We start from the raw sequence: 22,154 nt of genomic DNA, 5'->3' as shown, positions 1-22,154 counted from the left end.
TAAAAAAGCACTTCTTCTCAGAAGTGCTTTGATATATTTTAATACTAATTGATTAGTTTACTGCACCACTCAATTCTGCACCTGCTTTGAACTTTACTACGTTCTTAGCTGCAATTTTGATGGTCTTACCAGTCTGTGGATTTCTACCTTCCCTGGCGTTTCTTCTGGAAACGGACCAAGAACCAAAACCAACCAAGGAAACTCTGTTTCCTTTTTTAAGAGATCCCTCTACATTTCCCAAGAAAGATTCCAATGCTTTTTTGGCTGCTGCCTTAGTGATGCCCGCATCGGCTGCCATAGCATCGATTAACTCTGTTTTGTTCATAATGGAATTAAATTAATTGTTGTTAAAATAATTTTAATGCTGAACAAATTTATACGGATTTGCATTTAACGCAAGTAAAACCGTGGGAAATAGGGGTTTTTGTTGATAACTTGAAACGTTTGTTGATAAAGTCAGAAAAAACAACGGATTTTTCCCAGCCCTTTACCTGTAGGGGTTTAGCGAAGGTGTGCATTTTCATCCAGGTTCAAACCATTTAAAACTTCAGAAACTTTCATTTTTCGTTTCCCTGGAAGTTGCAATTCCAAAATGTGCAGGTAACCGCCACTCACGGCAACCTTCAATGCTTTTTTTTCAACCAAAAGCTGCCCGTTTGGTTGTTTGTGGATTTTGGACTCTATCTGGGTTTCATATATTTTTATGGCCTCTTCCTTGCCATGGTTCACCAAATGGGTCCATGCGGCAGGGTAAGGGCTTAAGCCACGGATAAGGTTATGTATTTCCTCTAATGGTGCTTCCCAATCCACACGGCAGGTTTCTTTATGGATTTTGTGCGCAGGTTTAAGGTCTACAGTTTCCTTCTGGGGCAAACGCTTCACTGTACCGGAAACTATCTGCTGGCAGGTTTCCACCACCAAACTGGCTCCTACCTCCATCAACCTGTCGTGCAATGTCCCTGCATTGTCTTCAGGAAGTATGTCTTCTTTCTTTTGTAGGATGATACTCCCTGTGTCTATTTTATCATCTATAAAAAATGTAGTAACCCCTGTTTCTGTTTCCCCGTTGATAATGGCCCAATTGATGGGCGCTGCACCTCTATATTGGGGCAGGAGCGAGGCATGCAGGTTAAACGTGCCATATTTTGGCATTTGCCATACTACTTTGGGTAACATCCGAAAAGCGACCACTACGTGTAAATCAGCTTTTAGCTCCCGTAGCGCTTCCAAAAAAGATTCATCCTTTAAATTGGTTGGCTGCAATACCTTTATTTGATGTTCCAGAGCAAATTGTTTTACTGCTGATGCCTGCACTTTTCGTCCCCTGCCAGCAGGTCTGTCAGGAGCTGTGATTGCTCCTACAACTTTAAAACCCGCTTCAAGGATACTTTTAAAACTGGCCACGGCAAAATCTGGGGTGCCCATAAAAACAATTCGTAATTTACTCTCTGATGGCATACTCATTAATATGGTTTAAAACAATCATTTCATCTTCCAAAAGACCCTGTAGAGCCTGCAATAAATCCTTTTCACTTGCCCCAGTGGCTTTCTCCAACTTTCTGGAGGTACTTGGTCCAAGGTTTAAAAGGGCTAAGATTCTTTCCTCCAATTTCACAGGGGATTTTAACTTGTCCCCTTTAGTGCAAATATCGCATGTGCCACACTTTTCCTTCGCATTTTCTCCAAAATACTTTAAAAGATAAATGCTTCTACAAATTTTCTTGTTCTGGACGTAACCCAGCATGGCCTCCATGTTGCCTTGTTTCACAGCATTGAGTTCACGAATTTTCTTGGCAAAGGGATTTATGGTGTGATCATCCTCCCTTGGAACCAAAAAATTGATTTCCAAATCACTTGTATTGTTCTGATATTTTACAATACCATCGTCCTGTAATTGTTTCAAGAGTTTTTTTAATGCTTTTTCATTCTTGCCGGTTTTCTTGGATAGTAGATGCAGGTTTATTTTTGTTTCATATTCCGTTATTCCTCCATAGGTCCGGAGAATGGTCTGTATAATTGGTGCAGAGGTACGGTTTTTGTCCAGATAAGAAAAAATACCCGCTTTTGATGCTACAAATTGCAACAGGGTTTTTTCCTTAAAGTTTTCCGATAGGGAGAGAACGGAATTTTGGTCCAGGATTCTCAGTGCATTATATGTGGTATTTGGATTAAGGTCATACCGTTTACAGAACTTATTGAATCTAAATTCCAAAGGTTCTTCTAGGGACTCTCCATAAGAAATCTGAAAATAGTTGTTCAACTTGGAATAGACATTCTTTACAAAAGCTACATCCGGCAAGTTGGAAAGAAATTGCTGCTTTGCCCTTTCTTGGTCTTCCAATGTGGTCAAAATAATGGCGGTTGAAGGTTTTCCATCCCTTCCTGCTCTTCCTGCCTCTTGAAAATAGCTTTCCAGACTATCCGGGATTTGGTAGTGTACCACCAAACGGACATCAGGTTTGTCCACTCCCATACCAAAAGCATTGGTGGCCACCATGGTGTTGATGTTTCCTTCCAACCAAAGGTTGAGCTTTTCCTCCTTCTCTGTTTTGGTAATGCCTCCATGAAAAAAAGCAGCCTTTACGCCATTCCGGTTCAAAAATTCCGAGAGCTGTTGGGTCATCTTTCGTGAACGGACATAAACAATAGAACTTCCCGGAAATTTGCCCATATACTTTTTTAATTGATATAACTTGTCCTCGGTTCGTTTTACCTTAAAGACAATATTTGACCTTGAAAACGAATCCTTGAAAATGGCGGCACTATCGAGTTTCAAGTTTTGGATGATGTCATCAACTACTTGGGGCGTGGCAGTAGCTGTTAAGGCAATAGTGGGAACATCTGGTTTTAACTCTTTGAGTATGGAGCAATCCAAATAAGCAGGTCTAAAATCGTTTCCCCATTGCGAAATACAGTGGGCCTCATCAATGGCAATAAGGTTCACGTTCATTTCTTGGATCCTTTCCTGAATAATGGATTGTTGCAGTCTTTCCGGCGAAAGGTAGAGGAATTTGTAATTGCCAAACAGGCAATTGTCCAAAAGGTCGTTGAGTTCCTCAAAAGGAATGCCGCCGGTTAGTGCAATGGCCTTAATGCCTCGTGCCTTTAATTGCTTTACTTGGTCTTGTATTAAAGCTACTAGTGGGGAAACTACAATGCAAAGCCCGTCCATGGTCATTGCTGGAACTTGGTAGCAAAGCGATTTTCCTCCACCTGTTGGCATCAGCGCCAACACATCATTTCCGCTTAAGATTGCATCAATAATGGACTTTTGGGATCCCCTGAAATCATCATAGCCCCAGAATTCCTTTAAAATAACTGTTGCTTCTTTTTGCACTAAAGTTGATTAAGGGTTTCCAAAATAAAATCAATCCGATTGGGGACTGCATCTTTTGGCACTTCAATGGGGTTATAGCCAAATTGGGTGTACGTATTAATCAGGGCATCATGGATGTTCTCCGCCTCTTCAAAAGTTTCCAAGCGTTCATTGTCCGACACATAGATTTCCTGCCAAGGCGGAACAATGAAAATGGTATCATACCTGTTAAGCCTACAGGTGTCCAAAAACTCCTTTCCATAAGGTTGTCCAAAGAAGTCCATATAAGCAAGCACATCTGGGATGCCGCGGTCAAAAAAACTTAGAGGGACATCCATTTCGAGGGATTTTTGGTAATGCTCTGCCCTTCCATAGAGCAAATCCTTGTTGAATTGCAAGGCATCATCAACAAAAACCAAGGGATTGGAGACATGTGTATCTCCATCGCCCTCTAGCCTTGCCTTGAAGGTCATATCCCTAATGATCTCATGGAAACAATGGAATCCTCTTTGCTCCAAACCATGGATTATAGATGTTTTTCCTGTTCCCGGAGCTCCTGTAACAACTACTTTGTTCTTGCCCAAACACTTTAATTTACGACTACAAAGTAATGAAATCAGTCAATGGAAAAAAAATTGGGCAGTAAGCCATATATTTGTAAAAAAAAGGATGGAGAAAGAAAACACGGATGAGTTTTATGCGCGACTTAAAGACCAACTGTTGGAAACTACAAGCTGGCCATCCAATTATTTGTTCAAGTTTATTGTGCCAACAGATGAAAAGCGTATAGAGGAAATCAATGCCATTTTTGATAATACCGGAGCCGTGATCGAGTCAAAGAAGTCTAAAAAAGGAACCTATACAAGCGTTTCCATCACTGTAAACATGAAGGACCCGGACGAAGTGATAGCCAAATACAAAGAAGTATCGACCGTGGAAGGCATAATTTCCCTATAAAACCACAGATTGCCATAATTTTATTATTTTGCAGACGTTATCGGATAGACTTCCCGATAATTTAATTTCATTAAACATTTCAATTTGAACGTAGTAGAGAATTTAGAATACAATACAGAGCGTCCAAAGCTCTTTATTCCAGAATATGGTCGTCATTTTCAAAAAATGGTGGATCATGCGGTTTCCATAGCGGATAGAGAAGAGCGCAATAAGGAGGCCAAGGCCATCATCAGTGTTATGGGAAATCTTCAACCCCATTTGCGAGATGTGCCTGATTTTCAACATAAACTTTGGGATCAATTGTTCATTATGTCCGATTTTAAATTGGATGTGGACTCTCCGTTTCCCATTACATCCAAGGAAGTGCTACAACAAAGGCCAGAACCTTTGGAATATCCTCAAAACCATCCGAAGTATCGATTTTATGGAAACAATATCAAAAGAATGATTGATGTGGCCGTAAAATGGGAAAAAGGTGATATGCGTTCCGGATTGGAGTATGCCATAGCCAACCACATGAAAAAATGCTACCTCACTTGGAACAAAGATACCGTGGAAGATGCGGCTATTTTTGGTCACTTGAAAGAGCTTAGCAATGGTGAAATCGATTTAGCTGGTGATGGGGAAAACCTAACTGAGAGCGGGCAGTTCCTAAAAAACAGACAGGCCAAATCCAACAGAAATGGAGGCGGAAGCAAAAAGGGGCAGCGCAACAGAAAAAAAAGGTACTAAACTCCAAAGAAATCCATGGGAACATTTCGAATAGAGGGTGGGCATCAACTTCATGGTGAGATTACACCCCAAGGGGCAAAGAATGAGGCGTTACAAATTCTTTGTGCCGTACTTTTGACCGGTGAAAAAGTCACGATTCACAACATCCCGGATATTGTAGATGTAAATAAGCTTATTGCCCTTTTGGAAGATTTGGGTGTAAAAATCCAAAAGAAAGGAAAGGGGTCTTATTCATTTATGGCAGATGATGTCAATTTAGAGTATCTGCAATCAGCAAAGTTCAAGGAAGAGGGTAGAGGTCTTAGAGGCTCTATCATGTTGGTTGGACCTTTGTTGGCCAGATTTGGCATGGGGTATATTCCTAAACCTGGAGGCGATAAAATAGGTAGACGGCGTTTGGACACCCATTTTGAAGGATTTATTAAACTGGGGGCAAAATTCCGATACAATAAGGAAGAATATTTTTATGGTGTGGAAGCCAATAAGCTGAAAGGTACCTACATGCTTTTGGATGAAGCATCGGTTACCGGAACAGCCAACATTGTCATGGCCGCTGTGCTTGCAGAAGGCACCACCACCATATACAATGCAGCTTGTGAACCCTACCTTCAGCAATTGTGTAAAATGCTGAATAGAATGGGAGCCAAGATTTCAGGAATTGGATCTAACCTTTTGACCATAGAAGGGGTTGATAAACTGGGAGGTACAGAACACACCATGTTGCCCGATATGATCGAAATAGGAAGTTGGATCGGACTGGCGGCGATGACCCAAAGTGAGCTGACCATAAAAAATGTAAGTTGGGACAATTTAGGGTTGATTCCCAGTGTGTTTCGTAAGTTGGGCATAACGGTGGAGCGTAAGAATGATGACATCTTTATTCCCAAACACGATAAAGGCTATGAAATCCAAAATTTCATAGATGGCTCTATCTTAACGATTGCCGATGCACCATGGCCAGGCCTTACACCTGATTTGTTGAGCATTCTTCTTGTTGTGGCCACGCAAGCCAAAGGAGAGGTGCTTATTCATCAAAAAATGTTCGAAAGCCGACTTTTCTTTGTGGACAAGTTGATAGACATGGGGGCAAAAATCATTCTTTGTGATCCCCACAGGGCCACAGTGATTGGACACGACTTTAAATCGACCTTAAAGGCCACTACCATGGTTTCCCCCGATATTAGGGCAGGGGTTTCCCTATTGATAGCGGCACTTTCGGCCAAAGGGACTTCCACGATCCACAACATTGAGCAGATAGACCGTGGTTATGAGAACATTGATGAACGCTTACGCGCCATAGGGGCTAAAATCGTAAGGGTCTAAAACCTCAATGGGATTCAGTATACTTCTTGAAATTGTTTAGAATGGCCTGCCAGCCATTCTTTTGCATCTCCAGAGAGTTCTCTTTTTCAGCATCGAAGGTTATGGTGACTTTGGTTTCTTTGTGGGATTCTTCAAAAAGGACGATTGTTTTTCTTCCGTCCTCTAAAGTGAAGGCAATTTTCTTTTGAGGAACGACCTCGTCGTAAACCGCTTCAAAGTCAAACCCAAAACTGCCATCCTTGGCTTCCATTCGAGCTATGTATTTTCCGCCTTTCCTCAAATCATTTTTTGCGGATGGACAATGCCAACTATCATCGGCAAAATTCCACTGGGTAATATGTTCTGGTTTGGTGTAAAAATTCCACACCTTATCTAAAGTTGTAGTAATGTTGACGTCTATTGTAATGGGTGTTGTATCCATGTTTACAGCTGGTTTAGGATTGGAACATTGGTTTGTATTTGGGCCAGTTTTCAATGATTACCCAAAGGTTGATGGCAAATAAGGGAAGCGCTATGGGAAGTCCAGAAGTGTCTGTAACGGTATTGATCAATAATATTCCAACCATTACGGGAAGAATGACAATGGCCCCAAGCGCCCTGGTCTTTTTAAAAAGGAACAGCATGCCGCCTACAAGTTCCACAAGACCCACAAGAGGGATCAACCAATCCATAGTCATAATGGCTTGCATCATTTGCATTAGACTTTCCGGAAGGTCTTCGGGAACGGGCATGTAGTTGAAAAATTTGTTCAATCCTGCATTGATGAACATCAGGCCGAACAGCACACTGACAACAGTGATGATTTTTTGTTTCATGGTTACGATGATTTATGAGTTTGACAATATGGAATCCAACCCTTGCAAAGCAATGGTAAAGCCTTCCTTGAAACCAAGTTCGATTATTTTTTCCAGATCGGACAAGTTTTTATGTTTGATGGTAATGTACACCAAGGTGGTATCTCCCTGATTCACAAAATCCAGATTCCAGTTAGATCTTGGAAATTCGTCATTGATGTTTCCGTCTGCATCGCAGAAGGCATCCATATACTGAAAGTTGGTCTTTGGCGAAATAGAAGTGAAATCGGCCACGGCCCAATGTTCTTCTCCTTCAGGGCCACACATGGCATAAAGGCGTCTTCCACCTACTTCGAACACCATGGACTTGGTTTTGGCCACCCATGGTTGTGGGGCCCACCATTGGTCAAGGATTTCTGGTTTTGTGAAAGCATCCCATACCACATCCTGTTCAGCGGCAAACTCCCGCTTTACATGTACACTGCTGTTTTGCTTGTTTACGGTAAAATCAAATAAGAGATTGGTCTTCATAGAGAGGGTTTTAATTTGGATATGTAGTTTTCAAGTTTAGCGATGTTTTGTTTCATGCCTTCATCAGCTTTGTGGGCCTTGATTATGGTCTGCAAGATTTCTTCAGAATCAAACACCGCGGTCCAGGACATGTGAGTTTCCTCTCCATTGGGCTCAAAGACAACGGTGGTAATAAAATGTGGATTGAAGTGTTCAAACACAATTTTTTTGTGGAGAACAATTTCCTTGTAAATACTTCGGTTAGGGTAGTTGGTACCATCTGGCCCGTGCATGGTCAGTTTCCATTCACCACCTTCACGAACATCCATTTGCTGTATGCTATTGGTAAAACTATTGGGTCCCCACCATTGTGCAATATGCTCGGGTGTGGTCCATACTTCCCACACTAATTCAATGGGAGCTTTGAGGGTTCTTGAGATTGATAGTTGTCTACGTTCAGTGTTTTCCATTCTTTTTTGCGTTTTTGAGATCGGCCAAATACCTGTCCAGATTATCGAAACGGTTTTCCCAGATTTTTTTGAACTGTTCCAGCCACCTGTCAATTTCCTGCATCTTGTCAACCTTCAATTCATAGAAGATTTCCCTACCCTGTTGATTAGATTTGACCAAATCACATTCGTTAAGGATTTGAAGATGTTTGGAAATGGTAGGCCGAGCCGCATCAAAGTTTTCCGCAATGGCCCCAGCGGTCATGGTTTGTGATGTGAGTAGGACCAATATGGCCCTACGTGTTGGGTCGGCAATGGCTTGGAATGGATCTCGTCTCAATTTCATCATGAAGAAATTTAAAATATGAAGCTATATGACTACAAATATACGTGTAGCTATTTAACTACGCAAGTAATTCTTGAAAATTTTGCATGCGTCTAGGGAAGGTTGTTGTTCTATTTCAGGTAAATAAGTCTAATTACGATTCCTTTTCCACTAGTGAGCCATCAGGATAAAGTGCAAATCTGCCTCTATCTTTCTCATGAACATTGTCTGGATAGGGCCATGGCCAACCCCCAAATTGGGTCAAGCGATATTCGTCCATGGCCTGTTGGATTTCCTCTTCGGTATTCATTACAAAGGGACCGTATTTTGCTACAGGTTCTGCAATGGGTTTTCCTTGCAAGAGTAAAAAATGAGCTTTTTCAGCCCCAATTTTTATGGTGATGTCTTCGGCGGGGTTTACCACGATGCCAAATTTTGAATTTACTTTACGATCACCTATAAAAATCTCGGAACCTTCATAAAAATAGAGTGTTCGGGTCACTTCTGAATTTGATTTCGGTAACGTATATTCAGTATCGGCCTCCACCAAGATATTCCAGATGGCTACATCATTTTCTGGATTTGCAGCCCAAGAATCTGGTGCGGGGGATAAAGCGAGGGTATCTTTATAATTTCCTGCAATGACCTTTATTTGGGCATTTCCTTCTTTGATGACGGGAATATCCTCATGCCATAGCATCTTAAAGTGGGGTTCCACAAACTTATTGGCCTTGGGTAAATTCAACCAGATTTGAAACAGTTCCAAAGGATTGTCAGTTTCATCATGGAGCAAAGGGAACATTTCGGAGTGTTGTACCCCTAGTCCCGCTGTCATCCATTGTACATCGCCTTCGCCAAACCTTCCTGCGGCTCCCAAGGAATCAGAGTGGTCGCAGAAACCTTTATTAACAATGGTTATGGTCTCGAAACCACGATGGGGATGATAGGGAAAACCTGGTATAGTTGTGCCATGATACATACGCCATTTTAGGGTGGGGTCAAAGTCACTGCCCATATTTCTTCCTTTGAGGAGCTCTGGTTCCGGTCCCATTTCGCCATTTCCTTTGGGATAATGGTCCAAATGGTATACAGCAAAAAGAAATGGATCTTGGGTCTGCCAAGGAAAGCCTAAAGGAATTGTTTGTATAATAGGGGTGCTCATAAGTTTAATGCTTTACTGTATTAATTTCTATCCAATACCCTTCTGGATCTTGAATGTAGATTTGCTTTACTCCATCTGAACGGTCTGTTATGGAACTCTTGTTCCCAGGCCAATCATAAAAATCGATGTCCTTCGCCAATAAATGTTCAATAAACCCTTCTAAGTTTTGAGTGGATAGGCTTAGGTGCATGCTCTTGTGCTTAACAATAGCATCCACGTCCTTTTTAATAAGATGTAATTGTGAGTTGCCTTGAATTTGAAACCACCTAAAACCTGGAGCTTTATCTGGGTGAGGAATCTCGGTCAATCCAAAGACATCCCGATAAAAATCACCCGTTTCCATCAATTTGGTTACAATCAAGGAATAATGGTCAAAAGTGAAACCAAAGTTGGGTGAATCTGCTTTGAACTGGGTTTGAAGATAAGTTTGTGCCCAGATCCCATCACTATAGTTGCCTACCGTAAAATTATAGGTGTTGGCATCCACATATTCCCAATAATCGGTTACTTGGGTTCCTCCATAATCATAGGTGTAAATGATGTCTTTTCCCTTTTGGGCAACTGTACCTTGGGTAACACCTCCAAAGACATCAAACTCCCAGAAAACTATGGTTTGGTTTTGTGGGTCATATTTGCGTATCCCATGATTTCTTGGTCCAAAAATGGTTTGCTCTTGATTGGTGAATCCTTTGCTTTTGGTTACCACCAAGCTAGAACCCAAATCATAGGCAAAAGTGATTTCCTGTTGAAATTTGGAACCATCTCCCCAAGTTCCCTCGGCCTTCCAGGTTTTGCCCATCAAGGGTTCAAAAATTGAAAGATCAAGATTTTGCGATTGTAAGTTGAAAAAGCCTGCGAGAAGCAGGCTTACAAATAGTATTTTTTTCATTTTTATTGTCCTTGAATAGGAGGGGGACCATCTATCATGGCCTCATATTTTTCGTCTCCTTTACGGGTCTTGTATTCTTCTTTTACCTTGTCTACCAATTTGGGGTTTTCAAAAAGGTCCAGCATGGTCATTCCCATGGCTTTTGCAGCATAGACCATACCTTTATGACCAATGCTCATTCCTCCACAGGCCACTACTGCCCATGAGTGCCACGGGGTATCTTTGGGTGCAACGGTGACACTGAGGTTGATGTTGGGTACATTCCAACTAACATCCCCCACATCGGTTGAACCGCCTCCGGGCAATTCTTGGGTATCAAGAAGTGGATTAATATTACTATCCATGCCCACCTGCGGTTTTCCTGTGGCCTCTTGGATGGCTTTGCCATAGGCAATCTCATCATCAGTATAGGTGATGGGACCCAAGAGTTCTAGATTTTTTTGCATGATTTCCCCTCCCGAACGGTTCACCAAGGTTTCATAAATTCCTGAAACCAATGAGATTTTATAATCTACATTGGCCATAATTGCCGCACCTTCGGCCATTTTTTTTACTTGCTCGTACGTAGGTAGCATCACTTTTCTTTTGGGGTCGCGAACGCGCACCCATATCTTGGAATAATCAGGTACCACATTGACCACTTGACCCCCATCTTGGATATGGTAATGGATCCTGGAAGTTGGTCTTATATGTTCCCTATAATAATTGATTCCAGTGGTGTATAGTTCCAATGCATCAGAAGCACTTCGTCCGTTCCATGGGTCGGCCGAAGCGTGTGCTGCTTGTCCGTAGAATTCCACAATGAAATCAATGAGGGAGAGGCCACTTTGTACATCAGCCTCAATATTGGCTCCGGGATGCCAGCTTACGTTCACGTCCACATCATCCCAAAGTCCTGCTTTTACCATCCATACTTTGGCAAAATATTTTTCTTCGGCAGGGGTGCCCAGGAACTTGACCGTGCCTTTTATTTTTCCCGCTTCAATCTGTTCTTTTATGGCGATGGCAGCTCCTAAACTGGCGGCTCCGAACATGTTATGTCCGCACCCATGTCCAGGGGCCCCATCGATACGAGGGTCCTTGGTAGGGACGGTTTTTTGGGACAGACCCGGAAGGGCATCGAACTCACCCAAAACACTGATCACAGGTTCTCCGGATCCATAGGTTGCTGTAAAGGCTGTGGGGATGTCCGCGACGCCCCGTGTGACCTTCAACCCGTTTTTTTCTGCGTACTTGGCCAGAATTTCAGCAGATTCTGATTCTTCAAAAGCGGTTTCCGCCAAGGCCCAAATAGAATCACTGATCTTGATCAAGTTATCTTTGTGGTGTTCCACGGAAGCGATAATCGCCTTTTTGTTTGATGTAAGTTTTTGTGCGGAAAGGTTCAACGAAATGAAACCCAAAAGGAGCAAGGTTGCAATTTTCTTCATTTTCAAAATGTTTGAGTCGGTTAAATGTTTCAATCACCTAGGATTAATGATTAAAACCCCAAGAGATTGAACGGATACTAAAAATACTGAAAAAGGATTAACCCACCGCCTCTTTGTAAACTTTTAAGCAGCGCTCTCTGGCCATTTTGTGATCTACCATTTTTTCAGGATAGGTAAGTTTCTGTAATTCTGGGACCCACTTTAAAATGTACTCTTTCTGCTTGTCGAATTTTTCAATTTGGGTCATAGGGTTGAAAATCCTGAAATACGGTGCGGCATCTACACCGCTTCCGGCAGCCCATTGCCAATTGCCAACATTGCTGGCCAATTCGTAATCCAATAATTTTTCAGCAAAATAGGCTTCTCCCCATCGCCAATCAATGAGTAAATGCTTGCACAAAAAACTAGCTACGATCATGCGAACCCTGTTATGCATAAAGCCTGTGGTGTTGAGTTCCCTCATGCCGGCATCCACAAAGGCATAGCCGGTATTCCCGGATTTCCAAAGTTCAAACTCGTTCTCATTGTTGCGCCATAAAATACGGTCATATTTAGGTTTAAACGCTTTATTGACGGTATGTGGATAGTGCCACAGGATTTGCATGAAAAACTCCCGCCAGATAAGTTCGTTCCAAAATACTTCGTTTTTTTCGGAAATTGCTTTTTGCACCATTCTTCGGATAGAGACCGTACCGAACCGTAAGTGTGGGCCCAATTTGGATGTGCCCTTTTCCAGCGCAGGGAAGTTCCGGGTCTCCTCGTACTGTTGTATGAATTCTGGAGCGATATTATAGTCATGGACTTTAATACTTGATTTGGAAAACCCAATGTCGGACAGGTTTAGGTTTGGTAAATCAACATTCTTAAAGATACCTTCTCGAAGCAATGCATACGAATCGTGCATATTCAGATGTTTGGATGGATTGAAACTTTCCTTCCAACGTTTCATGTATGGAGTATACACTACATAGGGGTCTCCATCATTTTTTACCACCTCATTTTTTTCGAATATTACTTGATCTTTATAGGTGCTGAATCCAATCCCATGCTTGTCCAGTAATGTCTTTACTTCAGTATCTCGTTTTAGGGCGTACGGTTCGTAGTCGTGATTGGTATGGACGGCCTCTATTGCATAGCTAGAAATGAGATTTTTAAAAATAGTCACTGGATTTCCATGAAAAAGGGCAAGGTTTCCTTGAAATTTGGCTCGCAAAGTTTCCCTGATTTTTTGAAGCTGTTCATGAATAAAAGTAACCCGGGCATCGTCTTTGGGTAGTTTATCCAGTATTTCCGCATCAAAAATAAATATAGGAAGTACGGGGTTCTCGCTTTTAAGGGCATGATACAATCCCACATTGTCTTCTAACCTTAAATCGCGGCGGTACCAAAATATAGTCACAGTTTTTGCCATTAAATACGTTTGGTCGATATTGAGTTTTTGGTGTCCTTAACATTACCAAACAGTTGGGTTAGCTTTTCCTCACGGTACCTGAAAATATGCTTCAATTGTTTTTCTATCCACATGAAATGAGCCAATCGACCAAAAAGCCCAAATGGTAGTTTGTAGTCCACAATGTCTTCCATAACGGTTCCGTTCAAGGTTTCCTTTAAAAAATGCTTGTGGTGCCAGAGTACATAAGGACCAAAACGTTGTTCATCAACAAAATAATCATTATCCACTACATGGGTAATTTCAGTGACCCATCTAACATTGGCGAAAGGAAATGGCTTTACTTTATATTGAATAATTTGCCCTGGGAACATTTTACCATCGGCTCCATCCAAAATATGGAATCCCATATGGCGGGGAGTTATGGTTTTCAAGTTTTTTGGATTGGATAGGAATTCCCAAGCCTCTTTTTTTGAAATAGGCAATATCTGTGTGGCCTTTAGTTGATACATACACAATCATTAGAGTCCTAACAAAAATACAAAATGTTTAATAAATTTGCATTAAAGTTAAACAAATATTGGATGTCATATTCTTTAAGGATTTGTTAACAAATACAACATTTCTTTATAACTAGCTTTGTTCCACTAACAATTTAAAACACTATTCCTATGAAAAAATTTGCACTATTATTATTTGTGGCTATGCTTTCAGTTTCTTTGGAAGCGCAGATACAAAGCCCACCACCTAGTCCTGCGTCTAAATTGGAACAGACCGTAGGTCTTACCAATGTGGTAGTGGAATACTCCCGACCTTCAATGCGCGGCAGAACCATTTTTGGTGATTTGGTTCCCTATGATGCTCTATGGAGAACTGGAGCAAACAAGAACTCTACCATTACTTTCAGTGATGATGTTGTTGTTGAAGGGAAAGAATTAAAAGCAGGGTCTTATGCCATCTATACCAAGCCGGGAGAAGCTGTTTGGGAAGTAATTTTCTATTCTGATACTGAAAATTGGGGTACTCCACAAGAATGGGATGCTTCCAAAGTTGCGGCTACAGTAAAGGTAGAAGTGTACCCTATGCCTGTTCCTATTGAAACCTTTACCATGACCATTGACGACCTTCATAACAACGGCGGTGCTTTGGGCATACTTTGGGAAAAAGTATATGTTGGGGTAAAGTTTGTGGTACCTACCGTGGCCAAGGCTACAGCGAGTATTGAGGCAGCAATGGCAACCCCCGGTAATTTAACGGCCAACGATTATTTCGCCGCTGCTTCTTACTATCATAGTGAAGGCATGAACATGGGCAAAGCCAAAGAGTGGATAGACAAGGCAGTTTCCATGGGAGATGGAAGTACCTATTGGATGACACGTGTCCAGTCTTTGATCTATGCCAAATTGGGCGATAAAAAGGGAGCCATAGAGGCAGCTAAGAAATCTCTGGTAGCAGCTCAATCTGCTGGTAATCAAGATTACGTAAAAATGAACAAGGATTCCTTGAAAGAATGGGAAACTGAGTAAAATTTTAGATTATTCGAAAAAAGCCTGCTTCATACGAGCGGGCTTTTTTTATGCCTTTGCTGGAGAATTCCCCAGAAAATTATCGAACGCTTGGGTTATAAATGCAAGCACAATGACCAGTACACAACCAAATGCATTGAGCCACAGATAGGACATCCAGTCCATGTACCAACCAATTATCACAATTATCTGTGTAACGATTGCTGCTACAAAAACAGCGTTTCCTTTTACAAACTTGAAGAAGAACGCCAAAAGAAAAATACCCAATACATTTCCATAAAATATGGACCCGATAATGTTCACCAGTTGGATTAAATTATCAAAAAGACTGGCCACACATGCAATGGCAATGGCAATAATACCCCATAGAAGCGTAAACCCTTTTGTTGCCATTAGATAATGCTTTTCATCCCTGGGTTTTTTATCATTTCGTTTGTAAAGATCCAAAGCGGTAATGGTTCCCAAGGCATTAAGTTCGGAAGCTGTTGAAGACATGGCAGCGGATAAAATAACGGCCAAAAGCAGTCCTATAAGCCCGGTAGGGAGGTTGTTCAATATAAAATGAATGAACACGTAATCCTTATCATTGGTTTCCACCGTGGTGCTTGCCTTGGAAATTAGCTCCTTTGCGGTGTCCCTACTGGCCCTTTCCTTTTCATTAATCTTAATAATGTTCTGTTTGGCCTGTTGAATGGCGTTGTATTCTTTTAATTCCAGTGCAGCGGAAAAGGCGTTTTGAGCAATTCTTTTCTCCATTTCGAGTTCCTGATGGTCCTCTTCCAAAGCCTTATAGTCATTATGATATTCTGATTGTATTACGGCTTGGGTGGCAGCTGGGTTAAAATTAAGGGGAGATGGGTTATATTGATAAAAAACAAAGACCATGGCGCCCACCAATAGTATAAAAAACTGCATAGGGATTTTAAGGATACCGTTAAAAATTAATCCCAATTGACTCTCCCGAACCGATTTTCCGGAGAGATAGCGTTGCACTTGGCTTTGGTCTGTTCCAAAATAGGCCAAGGCCAAAAAGAATCCCCCAGTAATTCCACTCCAAAAGGTATATCTATTGTTGGTGTCGAAGGTAAAATCCAGTATGTTCAATTTATTGTTGGCCCCTGCAATCTTTAATGCTTTATCAAAGGAAACATCAGTAGGGAAAGAACCCAAGATGAAGAAAAAGGCAAAGAACATTCCCATCATAATGATGAACATCTGCTGTTTTTGGGTAACACTTACTGCTTTAGTACCCCCAGACACGGTATAAATGATGACCAAAATACCTATGATGATGTTCAATGTGCGTAAATCCCAACCCAACACAGCCGAAAGAATTATAGATGGTGCAAAGATGGTAATACCAGCCGCGAGTCCACGCTGTACTAAAAAAAGGAAGGCGGTGAGCGTACGGGTCTTTAGGTCAAACCTTCCCTCGAGCATTTCATAGGCAGTAAAGACCTTTAGTTTTTTATAGATGGGGATAAATACCAAGCAGATGACGATCATGGCCAGCGGGAGTCCAAAATAAAACTGGACAAATCCCATTCCATCATGAAATGCTTGTCCCGGGGTTGACAAAAAAGTTATGGCACTGGCTTGGGTTGCCATTACCGAAAGACCAATGGTCCACCATTTGGCATCATTGCCACTCAGAACATAGTCATCAACATTTTGGCTGCCGCGGGTTTTCCAAACGCCATATCCAACAATAAAGAGCAATGTGCTGCCAAGAATGATCCAATCTAATAAGGCCATTAAGGTTTTAATTATTTAGTATCATGATGAAATAAAAAATAAGGATATACACTGCGTTCAATGCAACCACCACAGTATATTCCTTTTTCCAATCGAACTTGGTTTCCATATTATCCTTTGACATGGCTTTCTTTTTTTACTTCATCCTTTCCAACGGAGAGCATATTGGCAAAAAGCTTGTAGGCTCCAGAAACTCCTGCTGGGAGTTCTCTAAAAAAACTGAGTCCTGTGTAAATATAATGACCTTCTCCATAAGGTGCTACCAAAAGGCTTCCGTTTTTTGGAGATTCATCTTCATCTTGCATAGAAAGTATAGGTGTAAATTCCGAACTCCATTCGGATGGAAAATACAATCCCCTTTCTTGGACCCACCCGTCAAAATCGCTTTCTTTTATGGTGTTGGGAAAGTTCACCAAAGAATTGTTGGAAGCAATAATGTCTACTTTGGCAGTTTCATCTGTTACACGATCCCTGGACAGTGTAAGGTTATATGGGGCTATGTTTTCAAATTGTTCGGCCCATCTTCCTGCCGTGTTGTACTGCACAATCATATTTCCTCCATTTTTTACATAATCAAACAAAATAGGTTGTTTAAATTTTAAGGCATCCACTACATTGTATGCCCTAATACCTACTACAACGGCATCGTACTTATCCAAAGCACCTTGCTGAATATCGTTGGGGTCAATGAGATGAACCGTATACCCAATTTGTTCCAAGCTTTCTGGGACCATATCGCCAGCGCCCATTATATAACCGATGTGTTCACCAGTCTTTTGAATATCCATCCGGACAACTTTGGCTTCTGAAGGCAATAAAATGGATTGCTTGGGAATATGTCCATAATTGATTTCCACAAGTTCCTTGCCATAAACTTGATTTCCAACGGTAACTATCGGGGAAATTTTTCCTTCACTTTCGGAAGAAGGCGGAGTAACAGTGAACGTCACACTTTGTTCCTGTCCTTTTTGGGGGATGGAAAAAGGTATATTGGCAGGGGAGACCTTCCATCCAGCTGGGTGGTTCAAACTTACCGCGCCTTTTACATTGTCTTTTCCTGCCGTTACCTTTACCTGAATTTCCTTGGAAGATGCATCGGCAAAAATTAAAACCTTTTCATCAATCTTGGAAGTTACTAGCGGAAGTACCACAAAGGGTTCATACAGCTCGCCTTTATCCGGTTTTGAAAAACGATGGACCACAGGTTTGTCAAAATTGATTGGAATCCCATTGAAATCTAAAACGAACCGAGCCACGAAGGCATCTGGAGTTTCTGGTTTACCAATTAAGCCTTGTTTGTTTACCGTGTACATACCCAAAGTACCAGGCTCATTTAACCAATAGGGACTGGAGTAATCAGCCGTATTGGGAACGGGGAAGTCCATGGAAAAGTTTTCCTTTTGGTTGTTTTTGAGCACTTTGTTGGGCTGTATGGAAGCAGTGGCACCAATAAGATGTATTTCCTTGAGTGTTATGTTTTGCGAACTACGGTTGATTGTTTCAATGTTGATTTTGGCTGTGCTTCCAGGTGTAGTGGAGGCATTTTCGGAGCTGGCTTCCAAATACAATCCAGCGCAAGCGAGAAGGAGCTTTTTTAACTCTTCGGATTTTACTGTCTTCCAATGTTCATTTTCCACTTTTTGTAAAAGCTGATAGGCTTTCACCAAATCAGGAATATGCTTGGAAGGATTTGTAAAATCGAAATTTTTCTCGATGGGGTATAAGATATTCCCAATGGCCGCACCCCCTTTTATACGGGACCAGCTTGTATCAATACCATCAAAAAGGCTATTTCCTTGAGGTAAATCACCTTTCAACAGTTCAACATATTCATCCGTGGAACCTCTATCGGTCAGTCGTCCAAAACCTTGGCAAAGATGTTGGCTGCTGGCCAATGAAGCTATTTCGTTGTTGGAAAGTCCCAATTCTGGGTAATATACCCCAATATCCAATTTCATCATCTTGGATTTGTCGGCCTTTTCAAAGTTTTCCTCGCTACCGTAAAACCACCATGAGGTATTAAAAAAAGCTCTCCTAGGTTGCCAAATGGATGTTTCGGTCAACTGTTCTGGATAAGCATTGGGATTATTGGCCAAATCAAAAGCCTCCATACTTAGCATGGCAGAAGATGTGTGGTGGCCGTGGGTTGATCCTGGAGTACGGTGATCAAAGCGATTGATAACCACATCAGGCTTTAGGTTTCGGATGGCCCATACCACATCGCCCAATACTTTATCCTTATCCCAAATTTTAAGGGTTTCCTTGGGATGCTTTGAAAAACCAAAATCATTGGCCCGCGTAAATCGTTGTTCACCACCGTCTATATTTCTTGCGGCCAATAGCTCTTGGGTTCTAAGTACGCCTAAAAGTTCCCTAAGCTCTGGACCAATTAAATTTTGTCCACCATCTCCACGCGTAAGTGATAGATATGCCGTTCTGGCCTTGTCATGGTTAGAGAGATATGAGATCAACCGGGTATTTTCATCGTCGGGGTGCGCTGCGATATAGAGGGCAGTCCCTAAAAAGTTCAACTTTTGAAGGTTATGGTAGATTTCAGCAGATGTAGGTTTGTCCGGCTTTTGGGCAACGCTATGGAAAATAATGCCAACAAAGAAAAAGGCGCAAACCAGAAAATGACGCATAGTTTGGTTTTTGTGGTTCCCCAAATATAGAAAGATTAGTAGCAGGGGGTGGGAATTTAGAACATCTTTAACAGGCTGTCTGACCTCCCATACTTATAGTCCCAAACTATCTCTAAGGCTTAAATCCGCATTGCTGTTTTGGCTCCAATAGGGTGTATTCAGGGATTTGATTTTAGTGGCTTTGGTTGTCAACACTTTGGCATTGGGTCCAAATCCACTTTTAAATTCTTCGGACCATCCTTGAATTGTATATGGAAATTCCGGGGAAAAATAAATTTGAAGCGTTCTTTCCAAATCTGGATAGGTTAGGGTGTATGTTCCCATTCCATTTTCTGAAGAAAGTGCACCAGTGGCACCATAAGCTTCAATTTTTTTATGGCTTAGCCGAAGGTATTCCAATGAAGGAATCACTTTTATTTCCCCTACGGGAAGATCAAATGGGTTGACCCGTATCTTCGTCCAAACTTCATTCTCCAATAGTTCTTTGTCCAAGCTCAACTTTTGGTCGGCCTCCTCCTCAAAATACGAATGCGAAGTAAACTCAAAAGTATTTCTGTTGTTGATTTGGGCATATACGTGACCACACCATTCTTGAACTGATAAACTTGTTTTTAAAGCATGTTGATTGTCATGAACAGGGTAAAAGGTGCTACTGAGAATAGAGTAGGGGTAGATGCCCGTTAAAAAGTTTTTGGTGGCATTGAGTTTTAACACAGATACATTTTCTGGGTCTTTAGTGTCTGCTTTGACCTGTTTTTCGGGCAAGAAAGGTTCTGTCACATAAATAAGCACAGCATTTCCATCCCTGAGTTCCCCATATCGGGCTTGTTCCAATTTGTAGGAAGTAATCTCTGCTTCCCCAGCATACCAGTATGCCTTAAACGCATTGGAGAGTTGTTTTTTTGGTGCAACGGCTTCCAATACCACCTCGCTGTCAGAAGCAGCTAAGGATTGGTTTTCTGAACTGGATTTTTCCTTGCATGAAATAAATGAGAAAAGGATGAGGAAAGAAAAAAGGGTAATGCGAAAAGGTATCATGAAGATGGATTTCAGTAAAGTTAAGCATCCCAGCTCAAGAAACCATATCCATTAACGTTTTGTAAACCAAATGGGTAGGTAGGCCAACCACATTGGTATAGGAACCCTTGATTTCTGATATTCCCACCATACCAATCCATTCCTGAATACCATAAGCACCGGCCTTATCATAAGGTTTAAAATTTTCAATGTAATAATTGATTTCAGCATCGGTAAACGCCATGAATTTAACTTCAGTAATTTGGCTAACGGTCTTTTGGATTTTAGAGGTGGTAAAACAAACGGATGTGATTACTTGGTGCCAATCCCCAGAAAGGGTCCGGAGCATAGTAAAAGCCTCTTCTTTGGTTGCCGCCTTGGCCAGGGAAGTAGTGTTGTGCCATACCACAGTGTCAGAGGTGACCACAATCTCATTTTCGAGTAGTTCACTTTTAAATGGAACAGCCTTAAGCTGTGCTAGATATTCCGAAATTTCCACACCCTGTAAATGTTGGGGATAAATCTCTTCCACAGCTTTCGGACGGACTTCAAAATCCAGCCCCATCTCTTTCAAGAATGCTTTTCGCCTAGGAGAACCTGAACCTAAAATGAGCTTATGGCCCTTGAGCTTTTTGTTGAGTGGATTTTCAGTCATTTTCAGCACTGAAGTTATCGTTCCAATCACCACGCACTTTTAGAACTTGTTCGATAATGTCGCGAACACATCCATCACCACCGTTTTTATGCGACACGTAATCAGAAATGGCCTTAACCTCTTGTACCGCATTTTGTGGGGAAGCGGCCACGGCGACTATCTTCATAGGGGGGATATCTGGCATATCATCACCCATGTACAGTACATTTTTCGGGTCTATATTATAAATGTCCAGATATTCCTCCAAGGGCTCTTGTTTGTGGTGTACTCCCATGTAAAAATCGGTTACCCCAAGACCCTTCAAACGTTCCATGACACCTTCGTTAGTGCCTCCGGTGATAATGCATACCCTGTAACCCTTTTGGATGGCCGTTTTAAGGGCATAGCCATCTTTGACACTCATTTTTCTCAATAACTCGCCCTTTGAGGTTATCAATACAGAACCATCTGTAAAAACACCATCAACATCAAAAACAAAAGTGGTTATATCACTTAAAAGTTCTTTATAATTCTTTTTCATATATACGTTCTATAGCTACACTGCACAACTTGTAAAGCTCAATTTGTTTTTTGTCCTTTAGCAATTTTAAGTGTTCCTGCATACTGTTTTGGTCTCCTCTTCTGGCTGGACCTGTCTGGGCTTCCTTTGGTGATAAATACTGAACTTTATCGGCTGTTTCCATGATTAAGGGTTTTAGCAAATCAAAGGACAGGTTGCTATCCATGCATATAGCTTCTCCAACCCCATAAAGATAGTTGGTGAAATTATTCACAAAAACGGCTGCAAGATGCAATTTTTTTCGTTGGTCCGAATTGATTTGGTACACCTGTTCGGATATGCTTTTTGCCAATTCCTCAAGAATGCCAAGTGTAACATTGTCATTACCTTCAATGCAAATAGGAATCGTGGAAAAATCCAAAGTTTCGCCTTTGGTAAAAGTCTGTAAAGGATAAAAGACCCCTTTTCGTTCTGCCGCGATGGCATTTAGGGGAACTGCCCCAGAGGTATGGGCCACCACACCTTTTTTATGCGATAATGCTTGGGAGACCTCCGCTATGGCATCGTCCTTGACAGAGACCAGGTAGACATCCGCATCCAGTATCGAGGAAAAATCATTGGAAACAGAAACACTATCGGCAAACCATTGTAATTGGTCTTGGTTTCTGCCCACCACTTGAACCACTTGGGCCTTATCCGTTTTGGAGAAAGCCTGAAACAGATGCTTTGCCAAGTTTCCAGTTCCTAAAACAACAATGTTTAGCATGCCCAAAACTACAAATT

Annotated in this window: 24 protein-coding genes; 4 read left to right on the top strand and 20 right to left on the bottom strand. The window is 41.6% G+C overall.

The genetic code is table 11. The features are described 5' to 3' along the window. Positions 1-52: 52 nt before the first annotated feature. The 4 genes from ACP14V_RS09335 to ACP14V_RS09320 all read right to left on the bottom strand — a co-directional run bounded on the left by ACP14V_RS09335 (position 53) and on the right by ACP14V_RS09320 (position 3,900). Positions 53-325 (bottom strand): HU family DNA-binding protein, encoded by a 273-nt coding sequence (locus tag ACP14V_RS09335; protein ID WP_116218957.1) that lies wholly within the window; start codon positions 323-325, stop codon positions 53-55. Positions 326-501: 176 nt separating this feature from the next. Then, positions 502-1,464 carry a methionyl-tRNA formyltransferase gene (gene fmt / locus ACP14V_RS09330; protein ID WP_409557943.1) on the bottom strand — a complete coding sequence of 321 codons (963 nt, stop codon included), beginning with the start codon at positions 1,462-1,464 and terminating at the stop codon, positions 502-504. Then, positions 1,442-3,337 carry a RecQ family ATP-dependent DNA helicase gene (locus ACP14V_RS09325; protein WP_272611032.1) on the bottom strand — a complete coding sequence of 632 codons (1,896 nt, stop codon included), beginning with the start codon at positions 3,335-3,337 and terminating at the stop codon, positions 1,442-1,444. The genes fmt and ACP14V_RS09325 overlap by 23 nt, the downstream gene beginning before the upstream one ends. Beyond that, positions 3,337-3,900 (bottom strand): AAA family ATPase, encoded by a 564-nt coding sequence (locus tag ACP14V_RS09320; protein ID WP_424987216.1) that lies wholly within the window; start codon positions 3,898-3,900, stop codon positions 3,337-3,339. The genes ACP14V_RS09325 and ACP14V_RS09320 overlap by 1 nt, the downstream gene beginning before the upstream one ends. An 85-nt stretch (positions 3,901-3,985) precedes the next feature. Here ACP14V_RS09320 and ACP14V_RS09315 point away from each other — a divergent pair, with 85 nt between their 5' ends. From ACP14V_RS09315 to murA, 3 genes are all read left to right on the top strand, one after another. Beyond that, positions 3,986-4,273: a DUF493 family protein gene (locus ACP14V_RS09315; RefSeq protein WP_136567449.1), complete on the top strand. Its 288-nt coding sequence runs from the start codon at positions 3,986-3,988 to the stop codon at positions 4,271-4,273. Between the two features lie 84 nt (positions 4,274-4,357). Then, entirely contained in the window at positions 4,358-5,005 is a 648-nt protein-coding gene (locus ACP14V_RS09310; RefSeq protein ID WP_136567450.1) for a DUF4290 domain-containing protein, read from the top strand. A gap of 15 nt (positions 5,006-5,020) precedes the next feature. Then, positions 5,021-6,328, top strand: a complete 1,308-nt coding sequence (gene murA / locus ACP14V_RS09305; RefSeq protein WP_272611030.1) for a UDP-N-acetylglucosamine 1-carboxyvinyltransferase — start codon at positions 5,021-5,023, stop codon at positions 6,326-6,328. Between the two features lie 4 nt (positions 6,329-6,332). Here the strand turns inward: murA and ACP14V_RS09300 are convergent, their stop codons facing one another. From ACP14V_RS09300 to ACP14V_RS09255, 10 genes are all read right to left on the bottom strand, one after another. After that, positions 6,333-6,749, bottom strand: coding sequence for an SRPBCC family protein (locus tag ACP14V_RS09300; RefSeq protein WP_272611028.1), 417 nt, complete (start codon positions 6,747-6,749; stop codon positions 6,333-6,335). Positions 6,750-6,762: 13 nt separating this feature from the next. After that, positions 6,763-7,143 carry a DoxX family membrane protein gene (locus ACP14V_RS09295; RefSeq protein WP_272611026.1) on the bottom strand — a complete coding sequence of 127 codons (381 nt, stop codon included), beginning with the start codon at positions 7,141-7,143 and terminating at the stop codon, positions 6,763-6,765. A gap of 12 nt (positions 7,144-7,155) precedes the next feature. Beyond that, positions 7,156-7,653 carry an SRPBCC family protein gene (locus ACP14V_RS09290; protein WP_272611024.1) on the bottom strand — a complete coding sequence of 166 codons (498 nt, stop codon included), beginning with the start codon at positions 7,651-7,653 and terminating at the stop codon, positions 7,156-7,158. Beyond that, positions 7,650-8,102, bottom strand: a complete 453-nt coding sequence (locus ACP14V_RS09285) for an SRPBCC domain-containing protein (RefSeq protein WP_272611022.1) — start codon at positions 8,100-8,102, stop codon at positions 7,650-7,652. The genes ACP14V_RS09290 and ACP14V_RS09285 overlap by 4 nt, the downstream gene beginning before the upstream one ends. Continuing rightward, complete coding sequence (locus tag ACP14V_RS09280) at positions 8,089-8,427, bottom strand: metalloregulator ArsR/SmtB family transcription factor (RefSeq protein ID WP_272611065.1); 339 nt, start codon at positions 8,425-8,427, stop codon at positions 8,089-8,091. Before ACP14V_RS09280 ends, ACP14V_RS09285 begins: the two co-directional genes overlap by 14 nt. 133 nt (positions 8,428-8,560) lie before the next feature. Beyond that, a complete protein-coding gene (locus tag ACP14V_RS09275; protein WP_272611021.1) occupies positions 8,561-9,568 on the bottom strand; it encodes a pirin family protein in 1,008 nt (335 codons plus the stop codon). Positions 9,569-9,572: 4 nt separating this feature from the next. Further along, positions 9,573-10,457 (bottom strand): VOC family protein, encoded by an 885-nt coding sequence (locus tag ACP14V_RS09270; protein ID WP_272611020.1) that lies wholly within the window; start codon positions 10,455-10,457, stop codon positions 9,573-9,575. 2 nt (positions 10,458-10,459) lie between these two features. After that, positions 10,460-11,887, bottom strand: coding sequence for an amidohydrolase (locus ACP14V_RS09265; RefSeq protein ID WP_272611019.1), 1,428 nt, complete (start codon positions 11,885-11,887; stop codon positions 10,460-10,462). A gap of 97 nt (positions 11,888-11,984) precedes the next feature. Next, entirely contained in the window at positions 11,985-13,298 is a 1,314-nt protein-coding gene (locus tag ACP14V_RS09260) for a cryptochrome/photolyase family protein (protein ID WP_272611018.1), read from the bottom strand. Next, a complete protein-coding gene (locus tag ACP14V_RS09255; RefSeq protein ID WP_272611017.1) occupies positions 13,298-13,795 on the bottom strand; it encodes an SRPBCC family protein in 498 nt (165 codons plus the stop codon). Before ACP14V_RS09255 ends, ACP14V_RS09260 begins: the two co-directional genes overlap by 1 nt. Before the next feature lie 153 nt (positions 13,796-13,948). Here ACP14V_RS09255 and ACP14V_RS09250 point away from each other — a divergent pair, with 153 nt between their 5' ends. Further along, positions 13,949-14,803, top strand: coding sequence for a DUF2911 domain-containing protein (locus ACP14V_RS09250; RefSeq protein ID WP_272611016.1), 855 nt, complete (start codon positions 13,949-13,951; stop codon positions 14,801-14,803). 48 nt (positions 14,804-14,851) lie between these two features. On the opposite strand, the gene ACP14V_RS09245 is transcribed toward ACP14V_RS09250, so the two are convergent. The 6 genes from ACP14V_RS09245 to ACP14V_RS09220 all read right to left on the bottom strand — a co-directional run bounded on the left by ACP14V_RS09245 (position 14,852) and on the right by ACP14V_RS09220 (position 22,137). Further along, positions 14,852-16,558 carry a sodium:solute symporter gene (locus tag ACP14V_RS09245; protein ID WP_136567461.1) on the bottom strand — a complete coding sequence of 569 codons (1,707 nt, stop codon included), beginning with the start codon at positions 16,556-16,558 and terminating at the stop codon, positions 14,852-14,854. A 110-nt stretch (positions 16,559-16,668) separates the two neighbouring features. Continuing rightward, positions 16,669-19,200, bottom strand: a complete 2,532-nt coding sequence (locus tag ACP14V_RS09240; protein WP_272611015.1) for a PIG-L family deacetylase — start codon at positions 19,198-19,200, stop codon at positions 16,669-16,671. A gap of 93 nt (positions 19,201-19,293) precedes the next feature. Then, positions 19,294-20,238, bottom strand: coding sequence for a septum formation inhibitor Maf (locus tag ACP14V_RS09235; protein ID WP_272611014.1), 945 nt, complete (start codon positions 20,236-20,238; stop codon positions 19,294-19,296). 34 nt (positions 20,239-20,272) lie between these two features. Next, positions 20,273-20,872, bottom strand: a complete 600-nt coding sequence (locus ACP14V_RS09230) for a Maf family nucleotide pyrophosphatase (protein ID WP_272611013.1) — start codon at positions 20,870-20,872, stop codon at positions 20,273-20,275. Next, on the bottom strand, positions 20,865-21,392 hold the full coding sequence (locus tag ACP14V_RS09225; RefSeq protein ID WP_272611012.1) for a KdsC family phosphatase: 528 nt from the start codon (positions 21,390-21,392) through the stop codon (positions 20,865-20,867). The genes ACP14V_RS09230 and ACP14V_RS09225 overlap by 8 nt, the downstream gene beginning before the upstream one ends. Then, positions 21,376-22,137, bottom strand: a complete 762-nt coding sequence (locus ACP14V_RS09220; RefSeq protein ID WP_272611011.1) for a Rossmann-like and DUF2520 domain-containing protein — start codon at positions 22,135-22,137, stop codon at positions 21,376-21,378. The genes ACP14V_RS09225 and ACP14V_RS09220 overlap by 17 nt, the downstream gene beginning before the upstream one ends. Between the last annotated feature and the right edge of the window lie 17 nt (positions 22,138-22,154).

The sequence above is a fragment of the Flagellimonas alvinocaridis genome (assembly GCF_965248585.1).
GTDB classification, from domain to species: Bacteria; Bacteroidota; Bacteroidia; order Flavobacteriales; family Flavobacteriaceae; genus Flagellimonas; species Flagellimonas alvinocaridis.
This window is presented reverse-complemented; position numbering and strand designations above follow the sequence as displayed.

Excerpts from the sequence above, each read along its gene's own strand:
- ACP14V_RS09275 (WP_272611021.1), bottom strand. The coding sequence starts at position 9,568 with ATGAGCACCCCTATTATACAAACAATTCCTTTAGGCTTTCCTTGGCAG.
- ACP14V_RS09280 (WP_272611065.1), bottom strand. The coding sequence starts at position 8,427 with ATGAAATTGAGACGAGATCCATTCCAAGCCATTGCCGACCCAACACGT.
- ACP14V_RS09240 (WP_272611015.1), bottom strand. The coding sequence starts at position 19,200 with ATGCGTCATTTTCTGGTTTGCGCCTTTTTCTTTGTTGGCATTATTTTC.
- ACP14V_RS09295 (WP_272611026.1), bottom strand. The coding sequence starts at position 7,143 with ATGAAACAAAAAATCATCACTGTTGTCAGTGTGCTGTTCGGCCTGATG.
- ACP14V_RS09300 (WP_272611028.1), bottom strand. The coding sequence starts at position 6,749 with ATGGATACAACACCCATTACAATAGACGTCAACATTACTACAACTTTA.
- ACP14V_RS09270 (WP_272611020.1), bottom strand. The coding sequence starts at position 10,457 with ATGAAAAAAATACTATTTGTAAGCCTGCTTCTCGCAGGCTTTTTCAAC.
- ACP14V_RS09315 (WP_136567449.1), top strand. The coding sequence starts at position 3,986 with ATGGAGAAAGAAAACACGGATGAGTTTTATGCGCGACTTAAAGACCAA.
- ACP14V_RS09235 (WP_272611014.1), bottom strand. The coding sequence starts at position 20,238 with ATGATACCTTTTCGCATTACCCTTTTTTCTTTCCTCATCCTTTTCTCA.
- fmt (WP_409557943.1), bottom strand. The coding sequence starts at position 1,464 with ATGAGTATGCCATCAGAGAGTAAATTACGAATTGTTTTTATGGGCACC.
- ACP14V_RS09290 (WP_272611024.1), bottom strand. The coding sequence starts at position 7,653 with ATGAAGACCAATCTCTTATTTGATTTTACCGTAAACAAGCAAAACAGC.
- ACP14V_RS09265 (WP_272611019.1), bottom strand. The coding sequence starts at position 11,887 with ATGAAGAAAATTGCAACCTTGCTCCTTTTGGGTTTCATTTCGTTGAAC.
- ACP14V_RS09260 (WP_272611018.1), bottom strand. The coding sequence starts at position 13,298 with ATGGCAAAAACTGTGACTATATTTTGGTACCGCCGCGATTTAAGGTTA.
- ACP14V_RS09335 (WP_116218957.1), bottom strand. The coding sequence starts at position 325 with ATGAACAAAACAGAGTTAATCGATGCTATGGCAGCCGATGCGGGCATC.
- ACP14V_RS09225 (WP_272611012.1), bottom strand. The coding sequence starts at position 21,392 with ATGAAAAAGAATTATAAAGAACTTTTAAGTGATATAACCACTTTTGTT.
- ACP14V_RS09245 (WP_136567461.1), bottom strand. The coding sequence starts at position 16,558 with ATGGCCTTATTAGATTGGATCATTCTTGGCAGCACATTGCTCTTTATT.
- ACP14V_RS09250 (WP_272611016.1), top strand. The coding sequence starts at position 13,949 with ATGAAAAAATTTGCACTATTATTATTTGTGGCTATGCTTTCAGTTTCT.
- murA (WP_272611030.1), top strand. The coding sequence starts at position 5,021 with ATGGGAACATTTCGAATAGAGGGTGGGCATCAACTTCATGGTGAGATT.
- ACP14V_RS09220 (WP_272611011.1), bottom strand. The coding sequence starts at position 22,137 with ATGCTAAACATTGTTGTTTTAGGAACTGGAAACTTGGCAAAGCATCTG.
- ACP14V_RS09285 (WP_272611022.1), bottom strand. The coding sequence starts at position 8,102 with ATGGAAAACACTGAACGTAGACAACTATCAATCTCAAGAACCCTCAAA.
- ACP14V_RS09230 (WP_272611013.1), bottom strand. The coding sequence starts at position 20,872 with ATGACTGAAAATCCACTCAACAAAAAGCTCAAGGGCCATAAGCTCATT.